The 17887-nt window shown below is 53.6% G+C and carries 15 protein-coding genes; 14 read left to right on the top strand and 1 reads right to left on the bottom strand.

The window, feature by feature from the left end:
* The first annotated feature begins 134 nt into the window (after positions 1 to 134).
* From EVJ23_RS12055 to nhaC, 14 genes are all read left to right on the top strand, one after another.
* A complete protein-coding gene (locus tag EVJ23_RS12055) occupies positions 135 to 1598 on the top strand; it encodes a phytoene desaturase family protein (RefSeq protein WP_131465190.1) in 1464 nt (487 codons plus the stop codon).
* A 16-nt stretch (positions 1599 to 1614) separates the two neighbouring features.
* On the top strand, positions 1615 to 2043 hold the full coding sequence (locus EVJ23_RS12050; RefSeq protein ID WP_071397378.1) for a GNAT family N-acetyltransferase: 429 nt from the start codon (positions 1615 to 1617) through the stop codon (positions 2041 to 2043).
* Between the two features lie 102 nt (positions 2044 to 2145).
* Entirely contained in the window at positions 2146 to 2577 is a 432-nt protein-coding gene (locus EVJ23_RS12045) for a YlbF/YmcA family competence regulator (RefSeq protein ID WP_070327373.1), read from the top strand.
* Between the two features lie 53 nt (positions 2578 to 2630).
* Positions 2631 to 5162, top strand: coding sequence for a DNA mismatch repair protein MutS (gene mutS, locus EVJ23_RS12040; RefSeq protein ID WP_131465188.1), 2532 nt, complete (start codon positions 2631 to 2633; stop codon positions 5160 to 5162).
* A gap of 4 nt (positions 5163 to 5166) precedes the next feature.
* Positions 5167 to 6963, top strand: coding sequence for a DNA mismatch repair endonuclease MutL (gene mutL, locus EVJ23_RS12035; protein WP_131465186.1), 1797 nt, complete (start codon positions 5167 to 5169; stop codon positions 6961 to 6963).
* A gap of 164 nt (positions 6964 to 7127) precedes the next feature.
* Positions 7128 to 7775, top strand: coding sequence for a 50S ribosomal protein L25/general stress protein Ctc (locus tag EVJ23_RS12030; protein WP_070327370.1), 648 nt, complete (start codon positions 7128 to 7130; stop codon positions 7773 to 7775).
* 208 nt (positions 7776 to 7983) lie between these two features.
* A complete protein-coding gene (locus tag EVJ23_RS12025; RefSeq protein WP_070327936.1) occupies positions 7984 to 8823 on the top strand; it encodes a formate/nitrite transporter family protein in 840 nt (279 codons plus the stop codon).
* A gap of 191 nt (positions 8824 to 9014) precedes the next feature.
* Entirely contained in the window at positions 9015 to 10859 is a 1845-nt protein-coding gene (locus EVJ23_RS12020) for an anaerobic ribonucleoside triphosphate reductase (protein ID WP_131465184.1), read from the top strand.
* Entirely contained in the window at positions 10837 to 11292 is a 456-nt protein-coding gene (gene nrdG / locus EVJ23_RS12015) for an anaerobic ribonucleoside-triphosphate reductase activating protein (protein WP_131443862.1), read from the top strand. The genes EVJ23_RS12020 and nrdG overlap by 23 nt, the downstream gene beginning before the upstream one ends.
* Before the next feature lie 55 nt (positions 11293 to 11347).
* Positions 11348 to 12166: a fumarylacetoacetate hydrolase family protein gene (locus EVJ23_RS12010; protein WP_131443861.1), complete on the top strand. Its 819-nt coding sequence runs from the start codon at positions 11348 to 11350 to the stop codon at positions 12164 to 12166.
* Positions 12167 to 12287: 121 nt separating this feature from the next.
* Positions 12288 to 13541: a S1C family serine protease gene (locus EVJ23_RS12005; RefSeq protein WP_131465182.1), complete on the top strand. Its 1254-nt coding sequence runs from the start codon at positions 12288 to 12290 to the stop codon at positions 13539 to 13541.
* A gap of 54 nt (positions 13542 to 13595) precedes the next feature.
* The gene (locus tag EVJ23_RS12000) at positions 13596 to 13940 is read left to right on the top strand and encodes a DoxX family protein (RefSeq protein ID WP_173647363.1); all 345 of its coding nucleotides are present in this window, start codon (positions 13596 to 13598) and stop codon (positions 13938 to 13940) included.
* Between the two features lie 22 nt (positions 13941 to 13962).
* On the top strand, positions 13963 to 15060 hold the full coding sequence (locus EVJ23_RS11995) for an amidohydrolase (RefSeq protein ID WP_131465180.1): 1098 nt from the start codon (positions 13963 to 13965) through the stop codon (positions 15058 to 15060).
* 162 nt (positions 15061 to 15222) lie between these two features.
* Positions 15223 to 16623 (top strand): Na+/H+ antiporter NhaC, encoded by a 1401-nt coding sequence (gene nhaC / locus EVJ23_RS11990; RefSeq protein ID WP_370252268.1) that lies wholly within the window; start codon positions 15223 to 15225, stop codon positions 16621 to 16623.
* Positions 16624 to 16638: 15 nt separating this feature from the next.
* Here nhaC and EVJ23_RS11985 read toward each other — a convergent pair whose 3' ends face one another.
* On the bottom strand, positions 16639 to 17835 hold the full coding sequence (locus tag EVJ23_RS11985) for an HTH domain-containing protein (protein WP_131465176.1): 1197 nt from the start codon (positions 17833 to 17835) through the stop codon (positions 16639 to 16641).
* Positions 17836 to 17887 lie beyond the last annotated feature (52 nt).

Genomic DNA, 17887 nt, shown 5'->3' with positions numbered 1-17887 from the left:
ACCTGTCCTTTATCGAGTTTTTTCGCCATAATTTGTCAGAACCCTGCCTGACACTTGAAAAATGTCACGAGCAGCACGTTCAATCGTCAAAAATAGGACGACCGGATGTATGATGAATTCAGGAGGGGATTGGGATGAAGATTGGGGTTATCGGCGGGGGAATTGCCGGGTTGACCACGGCGGCTCTCGCTAGTCGATCGGGACATGACGTGATCGTGTTTGAATCATCGCGTGAATGGGGCGGATGTGCCGGTAAGTTTGACCGCGGGGACTACCGTTTCCCGGCGGGGGCGACGCTCGGGATGGGGTTCGAACGAGGCGGACTCCATCAACGCGTGCTCGACTACTTAGACGAGGCGGTCGCAGTCGAGAAGCTCGACGAAGTAATGCATGTCCATCTGAGTGATCGAACGGTCGTCTACTATCAAGCGCGCCAAGCGTTTCTCGATGAACTGAGTATGAAGTTTCCGGAACTGCAGTCGGATATCCGGTCATTTTTTCAAGAAGTATGGACGGATTTTGATAGAATCCGACCGCTGTTCGAGCGATTGCCGGCTTTACCGCTCCGGACGCTTGACGATGCGCTGACCGCATTTCGCGGATTTCGGCCGAATCAAGTAGCGGCACTCGTAAAACTATATCGTCCGCTACATGAAACGTTGCGACGTCATCGGTTGGGCGGGACACCGTTCGAGCAATTCATCGATGGCATTTTACTCGATAGTTTACAGACGGGGGCACACGAGGCGAGTCACTTGCTCGCGACCGTCGCGCTATCGATTTATCATGAAGGGGCATTTTACGTCGAAGGTGGATTGTACACACTCGCCCACGCCTTGGAACGATCGATTCGACATAGCGGAGGCACGACGCTGCTCGGTCGTCAAATCATGAAAATCGAGCGCGTCGCCGACGGCTGGTTATTGACCGATCGCCGGGGCCGGCTTGAGATCGTCGACGTCGTCGTTGCCGCGATCCCGCTCGAGGCGACACAGCGCTTGCTGAGCGGTGCTGACGAGCGTCGATTTGCCGGGCAATATCGACGTCAGTTGAAGCAATCGCAATGGGGCACGTTCAGTCTATACGTGACGTTGCCCGAGCGCGTCTGTCTGGACCGGCCCTTATTCCAACAAGTGTATACGGACGACTTGCCGTCCGGCCATGCCTTCATCTCGATGTCGGCCGAGGACGACGTGTTACGGACGTCTCTCCCCGAACGGACCGTGACGGTCTCGACGCATATCGATTTATCAGAGTGGGACGATTGGAAAGACAGGGCCACCTATGAGAAACTAGAAGCAATATGGACCGAGCGTCTCATTTCGGCCGTGAAGCGGGCGTTTCCGGACTGGACGGGCGAATCAGCGGTCCTCCTTCCCGGGGGTCCAGGAGCGTGGGTGAAATATACGAGACGACCGCACGGTGCTGTCGGCGGCTATGCACAAACACCGCGTCAGGCTCTGTTCCATGCCGCGAGCTATCGGACGACGCTACCGAACTTTTTCGTGTGCGGGGATACGGTGTTCCCGGGAGCGGGGACGATCGGGGCAATGACGAGCGGGTTGCACGTCGGACGTGCGCTCGGTGCAAAGCTATAATGAAGGAGACGGTGTCATGCATAAGAAAACATTTAATGAGCTGACGACGAAAGAACTGTATGATCTGTTGGCGCTGCGGACCGAGGTGTTCGTCGTCGAGCAAGATTGTCCGTATCAGGAAGTCGACGGGAAAGATGTCACGGCGCATCATTACTGGATCGAAGAAGACGGTGTGATGGTCGCCGCACTCCGAGTTCTCGTCGAAGAAACGCCGATCGCCATCGGTCGTGTCGTCACGAAAGCGTCACATCGAGGCAAAGGGTACTCGCGCAGGCTAATGGAAGAAGCTGTCATTGACTTCGGGTCCGTCGAGCTCTACTTACAAGCTCAGACATACGTCGAACCGTTCTATGCGAGTTTCGGCTTTTCGCGAACGAGTGAAGAATACTTAGAAGACGGTATCCCGCATGTTGATATGACGCGGGAAAGAACAAAATCTTCCTAAAGCAGTGCGGTACCGTTCGCCAGAAGTTCATGGTAGAATGTTGAGGAATACATGCGCACATGAAAACGTGCGATAACATTATAGCGTGCAAAGGGGTTTACGATGGTGACTGACCAACAAGTAATTGAAAAAGCGAAAGAATTAGCCGACCTTTTGGCAAAGACTCCAGAAGTGGCCCGCTTCAAAGAAGCGGAAACGAAAGTGAACGAAAGTGAACGCGTCCAAACGTTGATCAAACGGATCAAATATTTACAAAAAGAAGCGGTCAACTGCAAACATTACGGCAAGACCGAAGCGCTTGCCAAAGTCGAACTAAAAATCGACAAGGCGATGGACGAACTCGATTCGATTCCGGTCGTCCAGGCGTTCCAAGAGACACAAGTCGAAGTGAACGACCTCCTTCAATACGTGACGGTGACGCTCGCCAACTCGGTGACGGACCGAATCATCGAAGCGACGGAAGGCGACGTACTCGCAGGTAAAACAGGAAGCGGCATGGCAGCGGAGAAATCACGCGGCGGTTGCGGATACTAAAAAACAACAGCTGGCCTTTGGTCAGCTGTTCTACTTTATAGAGGTGAGACGAAATGGAAGCGATACATCAGACACCGATGATGAAGCAATATTTTTCAATCAAGGCGGATTATCCTGACGCCTTTGTATTTTACCGGCTCGGTGACTTTTACGAGCTCTTTTTTGAAGACGCCCAAATCGTGGCGAAAGAACTCGAATTGACGCTCACCGCGAAAAACGGCAAAAACGCCGAGCATCCGATCCCGATGTGTGGAGTCCCGCATCACTCGGCAGCCGTCTACATCGAGCAGTTGATCGAAAAAGGATTCAACGTCGCGATCTGCGAGCAGATGGAAGATCCGAAAGCGACAAAAGGCCTTGTGAAGCGGGAAGTCATCCAAGTCATCACGCCAGGTACTTACATGGCCGCGCTCGGAGACAAAGACAACCGTTATTTGGTCGCAGTCGCCAAAGTTGGTGAAACCTACGGGGTCGCCCGTGGTGACGTGACAACAGGTGAATCTTGGCTGACGACGTTGCCGACGAAAGAAGCGGTCCTCCGTGAAGTCGAAGGATTGGTCCCGAGTGAGATATTAGTCGATGACGATCAGCTCGCGGACATGTTGCAACCGCTCGGGATCCCGCTGTCGATTCAAGTCGAACGCCGGTCGAGCGAACTGTCCGCATCGGCGAAAGACGACGCCCAAGTGAGCGCGTTTGATTTGCTGTACGCCTATTTGACACGGACGCAAAAGCGGGCGCTCGACCACTTGCAGCCGGCGATCGCCTATGAGGTCGAGGCCCACATGCAGCTCGACCCGAATACGGCACGCAATTTAGAACTGTTCCGCTCGGCCCGCTCCGGAGAACGGAAAGGCTCACTCTTATCACTGCTCGACGAGACGACGACCGCCATGGGTGGACGTCTTTTAAAGCGTTGGCTCGAACAACCGCTCTATACAGAGCAAGCGATCCATGAGCGTCAAGACGCGGTCGAGAACTTACTTGATGATTTCATGCTGCGCGACCAACTCCGGGACGAATTGAAACACGTTTATGATATCGAGCGGCTCGTCGCGAAAGTCGGCTACGGGACGGCGAACGCGCGCGATCTCGTACAATTGCGCGACACACTAGCACGCATCCCGGCTTTGAGCGTGATGCTCGAAGCGGTCGCATCAAGCCGGTTGCATCATATCCATGAAGACTTGGACACGTTCGAAGACTTGGCGGCGCTTCTTGAAGCGGCGCTCGTCGAATCTCCACCGATTTCGACGAAAGAAGGCGGAATGATTCGTAAAGGCTATTCTGAAGAGCTCGATCAGTTGCTTGAAGCGAAAGCGAACGGGAAGTCGTGGATCGCGAACCTGGAGCAACAAGAGCGGATCGCGACCGGGATCAAGTCATTAAAGATCGGCTACAACCGTGTCTTCGGGTATTATCTCGAAGTGACGAAAGCGAACGCCCGTTTACTCGAAGAAGGTCGGTACGAGCGGAAACAGACGCTCACGAACGCCGAACGCTACGTCACGCCCGAGCTGAAAGAGAAAGAAGCGCTCATCCTCGGTGCGGAAGAGAAGAGCTGCACGCTCGAGTATGACTTGTTCGTCACACTGCGCGACCGAGTCAAACTCGAGACGAAACGGTTGCAGCAGCTCGCACGGTCGCTCAGTGAACTTGACGTCCTGCTCGCTTTGGCGATCGTCGCCGAAAAGCGGGACTACGTGCGTCCGACAGCGTCCGCAAACGTTCAAATCGATCGCGGCCGGCACCCGGTCATCGAGACGGTTCTGCCACGCGGTGACTATGTCGCCAACGACTTGACGCTTGACGATTCGCGTCAGATGCTGTTGATCACCGGACCGAACATGTCCGGTAAATCGACGTACATGCGCCAGTTCGCGTTGATCGCGATCATGCACCAAATCGGATCGTTCGTCCCGGCCGAGGCGGCCGAACTGCCGCTGTTTGACCGCATCTTCACTCGCATCGGGGCAGCGGACGACCTCGTGAGCGGTCAGTCCACGTTTATGGTCGAAATGACCGAGACGCGCCAGGCCGTGACCGAGGCGACGGCGAACAGCCTGATTTTGCTTGATGAGATCGGGCGCGGGACGTCGACGTATGATGGGATGGCGCTCGCGCAAGCGATCGTCGAATATATCGCCTCCTCAATCGGCGCGAAGACGCTGTTCTCGACGCATTATCATGAGCTGACCGTCCTCGAAACGACGATCCCGACGCTCGAGAACGTCCACGTCCGCGCCATCGAACGCGACGGACGCGTCGTCTTCTTGCATGAAGTTCATCCAGGCAAGGCCGACAAGTCTTACGGCATCCACGTCGCGGAACTGGCCGATTTGCCGCAATCGCTCATCGAACGAGCCCGGACGATCTTAACAGAGCTCGAACAAGAGAAAGAGCCGGACGCTGCCTCGACTGACCCGGTAACGAAGAAGTCGAGCGATGAAACCGCTCAGCTCTCTTTGTTCGAGACAAAAGATGAGTTAAAACAACAATTGCTCGAGCTCGATCTTTTAGCGATGAACCCGATCGAGGCGATGCAGGCGCTCTATGCGCTCCAACAGTCTGCGAAGAAAGGGTGAGTCGATGGGAATCATTCAAGAGTTGCCAGAACAGTTAGCCAACCGGATTGCGGCTGGGGAAGTTGTCGAACGACCGGCATCGGTCGTGAAAGAACTCGTCGAAAACGCGATTGATGCCGGCGCGACGAAAGTGGAAGTCGAGCTAGAAGAGGCCGGGATCCGGCTCATCAAAGTGCGGGATAACGGCCACGGCTTTTATGAGGATGACGCGGCCCGTGCTTTTTTAAGACATGCGACGAGCAAGATACGAGACGAACATGATTTGTTCCGGATCCGGACGCTCGGATTCCGGGGCGAGGCTCTCGCCTCGATCGCATCGGTCAGTCACGTCACGTTAAAGTCGCGCCGGGCTGATGAGGCCGGCTTTGAGATGACGCTACATGGCGGCGTCGTGATCGAGCAAACACCGACTGCTGCGAACGTCGGGACAGAGATCACGGTCAGTCAATTGTTCTATAATACGCCAGCCCGTTTGAAATACTTGAAAACGTCTGCGACCGAGCTCGCGAGCATCACCGACACGTTGAACCGGATCGCCTTGTCACACCCAGAAGTTCGATTGACGGCTTTCCATGAAGACAAGGAGCTGCTCCGAACGAACGGGAACGGGGACATCAAGCAAGTTATGCTCGCGATCTACGGTCGGCAAGTCGCCGCCCAAATCGTGACGGCGTCGAGCAAGACGAATGACTACAGCTTGAGTGCTCACCTCGTGCGGCCCGAAGTGACGCGTTCAAATAAACAGTATGTGACTTTGATTTTGAACGGGCGAAGCATCAAAAATTTCGCGCTCACGCAAAGCGTGCTCGAAGGCTATCATACGCTTCTGCCGATTGGTCGTTACCCGATCGCTGTGCTCGAAGTGAACATGGACCCGATGCTGATTGATGTCAACGTCCATCCGACGAAGCGGGAAGTGCGGCTGTCAAAAGAGAAGGAACTCTGTCAACTGATCCGGGAGACGGTTCAGCTGACACTTCGGGAGCAACGGTTGATTCCGTCGGTCAAACCAAGACAGCCGTCCGTTCCGACAGAGCAATCGAAGCTTGATTTCACCGTCGAACGCTCAGACACAACAGTTGAGCCGAGCGCATGGAACTATCCGATCCCACGCGAGCCGGCCACATCTCCGAGTCGCTGGTCGCCGACACCACTCGTTCAAGAGACACCGGTCGAAACAGTGCTGCCAGAAGAACCGGGGGTTGAAAAGGCGGAACGCCGGTTGCCGGCGCTCGACGTCATCGGCCAACTCCATGCGAGTTACATCGTCTGCGGCGCGGACGATGGCATGTACATCATCGACCAACACGCCGCCCAAGAACGCATCAAGTACGAACTGTTTTATGACCAACTCGGCCAGCCTGAAAAAGAGTATCAGTTGTTGCTGTTGCCGCTCACGCTCGAGTTCACCCAACAAGAGACGCTTGCGATCGAAGAAGTCGCCCCGCTTCTTAAAGAAGCGGGCCTCGATTTAGAGGCGTTCGGAGGCAATACGTTTCTCGTCCGGGAAATCCCGACATGGTATCCGCAGCACGATCTCGAAGGGACAGTCCGTGATTTGATCGAGATGGCGATTCGGGACCGATCAATCGATATCGCTAAATATCGCGAAGAGGCGTCGATCCTGATGGCGTGCAAACGATCGATCAAAGCGAACCATCCGTTAAACCTCGAGATGATGCGACAGTTGATCCGCGACCTTGGCGAGACGACGTCTCCGTATACGTGTCCACACGGACGTCCGATTTTAGTGAAGTGGAGTACGTATGAACTCGAGAAGTTGTTCAAACGTGTCATGTGACAAACGTTGTAATCTTATTTTAACCGACTGTAACGTTTATGGATGCTTAGCTATGGGAACAATATACACATGTCGTCAAACGCATCGAGGTTGAGAGGTGGAGTTCACACTGCCTCACCCTCAAGGTGTAGACATGATTCATAAACCAGTAGGGGGAAATGATTATGACAGACACGCTTAAAGTAACGACACGAGAATTACGACCACGTTCGGTTCGAACAAACTTACGTAAAGAAGGAAAAGTACTTGGTGTCGTTTACGGCTACAAAGTCGAAAGCACACCAGTCGCGTTTGAAGAAATGGCATTGCGCAAGATTCTCCGTGAACACGGAGACAACGCCTTGATCGAACTCAACATCGACGGCAAGAAAGTAAACACACTCGTTCACGGGACGGAAGTTGACCCGTTCACGAACACATACAAGCACGTCGAGTTCATGGCAGTCAAAATGGATGAGGCAACTGAAGTTGAAGCAGACGTCACACTCGTCGGCGACGCGAAAGGTGTCAAAGAAGGCGGCTTCTTGTCGCAAGCACTCTATAAAGTCACTGTTTCGGCAACACCTGCTAACATCCCAGAGCGGATCGAGCTCGACGTTAGCAAGCTAGAGATCGGTGACTCACTCACAGTTGCTGATATTCCAGAGAATAAAGATTACGAAATCTTATCTGAAGGCGATCTTCAAATCGCATCAGTGAACGAGCCGGTAGCAGTCGAAGAAGAGGAAACTGAAGGTGAAGAAGCTTCAGCTCCAGAAAAATCGACTAAAGCATCGACTGATGAGACGACAGAGTCTTCTGAGAAAGAATAATTGGTTTCATGCGGCCCTTTACGAAGGGTCGCTTTTTTTAGTCACAAATCCGACAAATGTAACCGATTACGATGTGAAAAGTATGTCAACAGTTCGAATGGGCAGTTGCAAAAATGTCGCTCCGGGCTTATATTGTTAATGATTTCACATGTTTGTTCTTATTATATGGTTCATTTAAACAGAAAGAAGGGTTTGTGACATGGCATCAATGGAAATCCATGCACTCGAATCATTACGGAAGAAAGCACAGGCTTCCTCAGCGATGATTCACTATCGGCCGATGGAATATTTTTTACGGGCAATGCTCGCGGGGATTTTTATCGGGTTCGCATCAATCTTCACATTAAAAGTCGTCAACGGCATGTATCTTGTAGATTCACCATTTACGACGCTCATCGGGGGCTTCTCGTTCGGGATCGCGCTCGTCATGATCATCTACGGAGGCGCTGAACTATTTACCGGGAATACGATGTATTTTACGACTTCAACGATGCGTGGCTATACGACGCTGAGTGATACGATGCTCGTCTGGTTGCTTTGCTTCGTCGGGAACGCGCTCGGCGGCATTCTTTTCGCCTTGTTGCTCGCGCCGACTGGAGTCATTCAAGAGCTCGGCATGAACAACTGGTTATTTGCCGTCGTCGAGAGCAAGATGCATCATACGACAGTCGAAATCTTTTTTAGAGCCATCTTCTGTAACTGGATGGTCTGTCTCGCCATCTTCTTGCCGAAACAGATGAAAAATGAATTTGCCCAAATCTTCTCGATGATTTTCCTAGTAGCCGTCTTCTTCGCTTCAGGGTTTGATCACGTCATCGCCAACTTCGTCTTGTTCGCACTCACACTCGTTGTTCCGCATCCAGAAGCAATCAGCTTTGCTGGAGCCATCCACAACTTGATTCCGGCTACGTTCGGAAACATTATCGGAGGCGCGTTATTCATGGGAGCGATTTATACATGGTTGAACGCTAAAGGATTGCGTGAAGCACAAGAGTCAGAGCAAGAAGAAGTCGAACTGAAAATCGTCAAGCCAGCCAAAGAAGTATGACATACATCACGAAACGCACAGTCGAGCCCACATCAGGGATTCGGCTGTTTTTTTACGTTCGGGATCGGTTGCAACTGTCACAATATCGACGTGCCTCAAATCGATAAAACGTGACATAATCTATATATAGAATTTTTATCGGTTATCAGCCGTTAAATAATCAATATATAGCGAGGTGATGCGGAGTGAACATGCTCCAGCTTTATAACGATGTCTGTGTGCTACCAGATCAAGATTTGATCCAAGAGAACGCCAACGTCGACGGGAAGTCGCCACTCGGCAAACTAGCGCGCATATCTTCAGAAGTGTCAAAACAATTATCGACCACGTACCTATTGTCGGAACGGTCACGTCTAGCGATCCGTGATAACTACTTGTATGTGCATGACGCCGATTACTATGTGACCGGATCGACGACGTGTTGTCAAATCCCGCTCGGAGAGTTACTCGCGAACGGGTTCCACACCGGACACGGGACGATTCGTCCCCCGCAGGACATTCGTTCGGCGCTGGCGCTCGCCTCGATCATTCTTCAAGCGAATCAGAACATGCAGCACGGGGGACAGGCGTTCCCGATGTTTGACGTCGATCTCGCTCCTTACGTCGAGAAGACGTATGAACGTCAACTCGAGCGGTTGAACGGACTACCGATTGAGCTGACGGTGGAGCAACAACAGCAGATTGCTGAAGCAGAAACCGTATCGGCGACGTACCAGGCGTGCGAGGCGTTTATCCATAACGCCAACTCGATGCATTCGCGCGGCGGCGGTCAAGTTCCGTTCGTGTCGATCAACTACGGCACCGACACGAGTCGGTGGGGACGGGTGTTTATCCGCGAGTTGTTAAAAGCGACAGAGCGAGGATTAGGCAACGGGGAGACGCCGATTTTCCCGATTCAAATCTTCAAAGTAAAGGAAGGCGTCAATTTCAATGACGGGGACCCGAACGTCGATTTGTTCCGCCACGCATGCCGCGTGACGGGCAAGCGGTTGTTCCCGAACTTCTCGTTCGTCGATGCGCCGTTCAACCTTCAGTACTATGACGGGACACATGCTTCGGAAGTTGCCTATATGGGCTGCCGGACGCGGGTGATGGGAAACCGTCATGGGGCAGAGACGTCGATCGGAAGAGGTAATTTATCGTTCTCGACGTTGAATTTAGTGAAGATGGCACTCGTGTCATCCGATATCGAGTCGTTTTATAAGACGTTGGATGGATTCGTTGACATCGCCATCGAGCAATTGCTCGAGCGCTTCGACTATCAATGCAAGCGACATGCGGACGAATTCCGCTTTCTTTATGCGCAGCACGTCTGGCGGGGGAGTGAGACGCTTTTGCCTGAATCGGAATTACGAGACGTGTTAAAACAAGGGACGTTGTCGCTCGGCTTCATCGGTCTCGCCGAAGCGCTACGCGTCCTCGTTGGCGGGACGCACGTTGAATCAAGAGAAGCAGAACGTCTCGGGCTTGATATCGTGACCCATCTCGCGGAACGGATGAGGCAGGCGGGAGACGATCATGATTTAAACTTTTCGCTACTGGCGACGCCGGCCGAAGGATTGTCCGGGAAGTTCGTGTTAAACGATCAACACGAATTCGGGATGATCGCCGGTGTGACCGATCGCGCGTTTTATACGAATTCGTTCCACGTCCCAGTTTATCAACACGTCTCAATCCGGGACAAGGTTCGAATCGAGGCACCATACCACGCCTTATGTGACGCCGGACATATTACGTACGTCGAGGTCGACGGTTCGCTCGCCCATAACCCGGAAGCGGTTGAATCGATCGTGCGGCTCATGCGGGCGCATGACGTCGGCTATGGCTCGATCAATCATCCGGTCGATCGTTGCGGGAGTTGCGGTCTAGAAGGAATCATCGACGAGTCGTGCCCGACGTGCGGGGAACGAGATCAGATCGAGCGGATTCGTCGTATCACCGGTTATTTGGTCGGGACGATGGATCGATGGAACTCGGCGAAACGAGAAGAAGAACGAGCGAGGGTGAAACATCATGCGCGTCCTATCCGTACTTGAAGAATCGGTCGTCGATGGTCCGGGCATTCGAACCGTGATTTTTACAGCAGGCTGTCCGCATCGTTGCCCGGGCTGTCACAACCCTGAATCGTGGAATCCGCGAGGCGGTCGTGACATCTCGGTCGAAGAGTTGTTGGACCGTGTCGAGACGGCCGCATGGGAAGGCGTGACCATATCGGGCGGTGAGCCGTTCCTGCAACCGGCTGAGCTGTCGGAGGTCGTGCGCGGTTGCAAGACACTCGGGAAGAACGTCTGGATCTATACTGGCTACACGTTAGAAGCGCTACAACAGCTAGAAAATGAGGACATCGACATCGTCCTTGACCACGCCGACGTGCTCGTCGACGGGCGTTTCGAGCAGCCGCTCATGGACCGCTCGCTCCGTTTCCGGGGGTCGAGCAACCAGCGGATCATTTTTCTGAACAAAGCGTGATCGGGGCGACAACGCCCCGATTTTTTGTATACTAACAAAAAAGGGGGAAATCATTATGAAATGGTGTAGCTATGAAATCGAAGGGGAGACAAGAGTCGGGGTGGTCGAAGCGGACCAAGTATATGATGTCAGTGATCAACTACATACGAACTCATTGTTAGAAGTAATTGCTCGCGAATTTAAACCGGATATCGATCTAGACGTCGCAAGCGTACGAGCGCTCGAAGACGTCAAACTTCAAGCGCCATACCGGCCGCTGAAAAATGTCATCTGCATCGGGAAAAACTACGAGGAGCACGTGAAAGAGATGGATACGGCGGGAGCCGGTAAGCTCGTCATCTTCACGAAAGCACCGACCTCGGTCGTCGGTCCTGATGCCATCGTCGAGCGTCATGCAGCGCTTACCGACCAACTTGACTATGAGGGCGAGCTCGCCGTCATCATCGGAAAGTCAGGACGCGACATTCAAGACGTCGAGGACCACATTTTTGGGTATACCATCATTAACGATATTACGGCACGAGACGTGCAAAAGCAGCACGTCCAGTTTTTCCGCGGCAAGTCGTTCGACACGTTCTGTCCGTTCGGACCATTTATCGTCACGCCGGAAGAACTCGAATTTCCACTGTCAATCCGCACAGACGTGAACGGGGAAAACCGTCAGCTCGGATCGACAGATGACATGATCCGACCGATCGATGAACTGATTCGGACGCTCTCAGCAGGGATGACGCTCGAAGCGGGTGACATCATCGCGACCGGGACGCCAGCCGGGGTCGGACATGGGATGAAGCCACCGGTCTACCTCCAGTCCGGAGACCGGGTCGAAGTGACGATTTCCGGGCTCGGCACGTTACGGAACGACATCGTCTGACGAAATTGACGCAAATTGTGAAGAATCTTGTAATCGTTCCGTCAATTCCATGAAACGGTGCCGGCTTCTATTATACTCAGGGTAGAAGTTAGAGGAAACATCATTGAGGAGATGACATGTTATGGAACGAAATGATCGGCCAAATGAACAAAATCGACATGAAGATTGGTTAGATACAGAGCTAGGTTCGTCAAAGCGGGCGCCTGAGCCTCCGCAAGCAGAACAAGTCGCTCGGCCCTCTTTCATGAGCCGGATGTTCCCAGGGTTCATCGGCGGCGTCGCCGGGGCGTTGTTGACCGGTGCGATTGCGTTACCGTTTATCGATCAAGCACCTGACGTCACGTCGAATACGAATGTGACGTCAGACGGGACACCTGTCCAAACCTCATCGAACATCAAAGACACATCGGTCACCAATGCGGTCGCGGTGGCACAACCGGCAGTCGTGACCGTGAACAACTTCGCGGCGAGCGGATTCTCGAACGAAGCGGTCGAAGCGGGTGTCGGATCAGGGGTCATCTATAAAAAAGAAAATGGCTCGGCTTACATCGTCACGAACCATCACGTCGTCAATGGCGCCGACCGTCTGACCGTCACGTTCAACGACGGTTCAACTGCTGATGCGAAGCTCATGGGAAGCGATGCGACGTACGATTTGGCCGTGCTCGAAGTCGACGCGGACAACGTATCGTCTGTGATTAAGATCGGGAAATCGAGCGAATTGAAACCGGGGCAGACGGTCATCGCCATCGGTAACCCGCTCGGACAGTTTGAGAACTCGGTTACACGCGGGATCGTCTCTTCGACGTCGCGTCTCGTACCGGTCGATACGGACGAGAACGGACAAGCGGACTTTAATGCCGAAGTCATCCAAACGGATGCGGCCATCAACCCCGGTAACTCTGGTGGGGCGTTGATCAATGAATCCGGTCAGTTGATCGGGATCAACTCGATGAAAATCGCGACCGATTCTGTCGAAGGGGTCGGCTTCTCGATTCCGGTCGACATCGCGTTGCCGCTCATCAATCAAATTGAGCAGACCGGCGAAGTGAACCATCCGTCGCTCGGTGTCTCATTGCGTGACGTTAATGAGTTCCCGCCTGGTTATTTGACTGAACAGATCAAGCTACCGGAGTCGGTGACGGCCGGGACGATTATCGTCGACGTGCAGGCGAACAGTTCGGCGGCGGCAGCGGGCCTTGAGGCTCGTGACGTCATCGTCAAAATCAACGATCAACCCGTGTCCTCGTTCATCGATTTGCGGAGCGAATTGATTCGTGACACGGACGGCGTCGTCACGATCGAGTACGTCCGGGACGGCAAGACCGAAACGGTCGATGTCGAGATTCAAAATGCGAACGGAGACGCGTTGTAAAGATGGGCACGATGCCCATCTTTTTTGTTATGCTTAGAAAAAGGAGGGGATAACGTGATTCGTAAGTTATACGGTGTGTTATTTTTAGGGGCCGGCATCATGCATTTCGTTCAAGAGCGCGCCTTCATGTCGATTATTCCGAAATCATGGCCGTTCAAGCGCTTCATGGTACAGGCTAGCGGTGTGATTGAAGTCGTCTATGGCGTGTTGTTGCTCTTGAACAAAGGGACCGGTTTCGTCAAGAAGACGTTGCCAGCTTTTTTGATTGCCGTGTTCCCGGCAAACATCAATATGGCACTCAAACCATCCCGGATCGGGGGCAAGACGTTACCAAAATGGGTGACATGGGGTCGACTGCCGCTGCAATGGGTGTTGATCAAAGGCGTCAAGAAACTGTGACTACATAACGGGGGAATCAATCATGACTACGAACGTACTGAACTGGTTCGAGCATTTTCATGCTCATCCGGAAGTGAGTTGGAAAGAAGAAAAGACGACGAAGACGATTGCGGACATCTTGGCGTCATGGAACGTGCGTCACGAGACGTTTGACGACGTGACGGGTGTTATCGCTGAAATCGGCACCGGTGCCGACGTTATCGCCGTCCGAGCCGATATCGATGCCTTATGGCAACAAGTCGACGGAGAGTTCCGGGCCAACCATTCGTGCGGCCACGACGCCAACATAAGCATGGTGCTCGGCGCGCTCGAGCTGTTAAAGGACGAGGCGCTCTCGAAACGGATCCGCTTTATCTTCCAACCGGCGGAAGAACAAGGTAACGGCTCGCTCGCGATGATCAATAAAGGGGCACTTGACGATGTCAGCCACTTGTACGGCATTCATTTGCGCCCGCTCGAAGAGCTGAAGCGCGGCCAATACGCCGCTGCGATTCAACACGGCGCCGCTTTGTTCTTGAAAGGACGGATCATCGGGGACGATGCCCACGGTGCGAGGCCACACCAAGGTCAGAATGCGCTCGACGTCGTCTTCACGATTCAGCAGATGTTGAAAAGCATCTATCTGTCGCCGTTTGAGCCGCATTCGATCAAGCTGACCGGTGTCCAGGCAGGAAGTGACAACATGAATATCATTCCGGGCAACGCCACGTTCTCGATTGACGTGCGGGCCCAGCAAAATAAAGAACTGCTCGAGCTTCGTGACCGTCTCGAGACGATGTTGCATCAAATTAGCGTGCTGCATGGCGTCGAGATCGAGTTGGAATGGCAAGACTTCACGCCGGGTGCCGAGATCGGGAAACACTCGAGCCGGATTACAGCAGAAGCGATCATCGCACTCCATGGCGAGGACGCGCTCGTCAATCGCATCGTGACGTCGGGAAGTGACGATTTTCATTTTTACACGGTCGAGAAACCGGGACTCGATGCCACGATGATCGGGATCGGGGCAAATTTGACGCCGGGACTGCATCACCCGCAGATGACGTTCGACCGCGACGTCTTGCCTGAAGGGGCGGCTTTGCTCGCCGAGACGCTACGCCGAGCGGTTGCAATACGATAAAGTGAAACGAAATGGACGGGGCGTGAGCTTGCCGTCCATTTTTTTGTTGCTAACTTCTCATGTAAGCGTTATCATAATTTCATTAGCGACAATATAACGACAATTCTGAATTTTCGCTAACGGGGAGGAATTTACATGGAACTGCAGGGGAACAGGCAAGACATGAAGCTTGGTTGGGCGTTGTTGCCGCTACTTGTCATGATTGGGGTCATGCTCGTCGCCATCGTCAAACTCGAGCAAGGGCCACACATCCCGCTCATCGTCGGGACGGCGACCGCTTCGGTTGTCGCGTGGCGTCACGGGTACAAATGGAAAGACATCGAGGAGATGATGTACAAGGGGATACGGCTCGCCTTGCCGGCGGTCGTCATCATCATCTTGGTCGGTTTGACGATTGGCGCCTGGATCGGGGGAGGCGTTGTCGCCACAATGATATATTTTGGGTTGAAGATCATCTCGCCGGCCTACTTCCTCGTGACGATCTGTCTCATCTGTGCGGTCGTTGCTTTGTCGATCGGCAGTTCGTGGTCGACGATGGGGACGATCGGTGTCGCCGGGATGGGCATTGGGCTCAGCATGGGGATTCCGGCGCCGATGGTCGCAGGTGCCGTCATCTCGGGCGCCTACTTCGGCGATAAGATGTCGCCGCTGTCGGATACGACGAACCTTGCGGCCGGTTTGACGCATACGAACTTGTTCGTCCACATCCGTCATATGCTTTATACGACGATTCCGGGACTCATCATCGCGCTCGGCGTCTATTGGTGGCTCGGGACGCGTTTCAATGATACGGCGACGAATCCTTCAGATATCGTGCAGACGCTCGGCATTTTGGAGGACAGTTTCGTCATTTCGCCTTGGTTGCTACTGATTCCGCTCGCGGTCATCGTGCTCGTCACGAAAAAAGTACCGGCCATCCCGGCACTCGTCGTCGGGATCGCGCTCGGCTTCCTGGCCCAAGTCGTCATTCAAGGCGGATCGCTCTCGGATAGCGTCGGTGCGCTTCAAAGCGGCTATGTCATCGACACCGGCAATGAGCTCGTCGATAATTTATTCAGTCGGGGTGGGCTCGACGCGATGATGTATACCGTCTCGATGACGATCGTCGCGATGACGTTCGGGGGGATTTTGGAGTATTCGGGGATGCTGCAATCAATCATGAACCAGATCGTCAAACTAGCGAAGACGGCCGGCTCGATGATCGCGTCGACGATTCTTGCCGGGATTGCGACGAACGCGACATGTTCCGAGCAATACATATCGATCGTCGTGCCGGCACGCATGTTTGCCGGGGCCTATGAGAAGATGGGGCTCCACTCGAAGAACTTGTCCCGGGCGCTCGAGGACGGCGGCACGCTGACGTCAGTGTTCATCCCGTGGAACACGTGCGGGGTGTTCATTCTCGGGACGCTCGGTGTCGGGGCGTTCGAGTACGCGCCGTACGCCGTGCTCAACTTCGTCGTCCCGGTCATCTCGATCATCTATGCGTTCACAGGGTTCACGATCGAACGGATCACGGTGTTGCAAGCAGAAACACAAGTCGAAGATCAAGCGGCATTATAAAAATTTCCCGGCCCTCTAGGCCGGGAAATTGAATTTATAGACGGCGCGGGGGCGGCCTTGGGCGTAACTCATTTCTTCACCAATGACGCTGACAAGGTATGCGTCATGTAGTTTTTTGATGAGCCGCTCGGTCGTCCGTCGCGAGACGTTCAAGTAGTCGGTCAGCTCTTTGGCGGTGAACTCGAGTTTGCGTTTCGAGAATCGGATGATCTTGCCGGCGTTGGCCGGGCTGATGCCGACTTGTTTGACGATATCGAACGCAACTTCTTCGGTCACACGGTAAGAAGTCACGTCGTCGCGTTTCGGGAAAGACAATCGCTTCGAGTCGTCAACGATGCGGACTCGTTCGTCGGTGGCTGCAGACAAGGCGATTTGTGCATGTTCGTAAGCTTGTTGGTATTGGGTGCCGTAGCCGATCCCGATTGAAGAGTCAAAAGACGCGGGGGCGAGCGTGTTTTCTTCGAGGGCGCTGATCGTCTCGCCTTTCGTCGTCAACAGAGCGGTCGAGGGACCGTCCGTCGTTTCGAGATGTCCGCCGATATAGTGAACCGTTGCCAAATGGTCGCGGAGCGCCTCGGAATCGGTATCATATAAAATGATTGAAAATTGAGCGTTGTCCGCCAATAGTTGCCGAACACGTTGAATCAGTTGCTCGAGATGGTACCGGATCGTACTCGGCGGCTCGATCATGAGCTGACTCTCATAGCCTTGCTCTTGCAATTGGCGGTGGACACGCTCGATGCTCGTCAAGGCCAAGTTCGTTTGAGCGGGTTGTAAGTCCGCGTGAAACGCGAATACGTCTTGAAAGTCGACGTCAGGATGAATCTTCATTAAACGAGGTGGTGTCGTCACTGCGGGGAGGGACGATAAAATCGCCGCCAACCGTCTCGGCTCGATCACATCGATCGACACGTGTTCGAGGGAGACGGCACGAGTGAGCGCCGCCGACAGGAGCGTAGTCAACAGCACGGTCTCGTCTTGGACGACGTGGTGTGCCATATTCGTACTGAGATAAGGCAGCGCGTACGAATAAGGGAACGATCCCGAGAAGAAGACGCCGTCGAACGAACCGAGCTGTTTGGCGATCGTGGCCGCCTCGTGCGGATGTTGATACGTATAGTAGGCGAAGCGAACATCTTCATAATCAGGGGCCAGCGCTGTGATGGTAGCGACGAAGTCGGCTGAACCGACGATTGCTAAATGAAGCGACATGCGAAAACTCCTCCTTGCAATTTAGCGACTATTTAACGACAATATATACAAT

Origin of the sequence: Exiguobacterium sp. SH1S1, from assembly GCF_004337245.1 — a bacterium.
Classification (GTDB): Bacteria; Bacillota; Bacilli; order Exiguobacteriales; family Exiguobacteriaceae; genus Exiguobacterium; species Exiguobacterium aurantiacum_A.
Note: the sequence above shows the minus strand (reverse complement) of the source record. Positions and strands in the feature narration are given on the sequence as shown.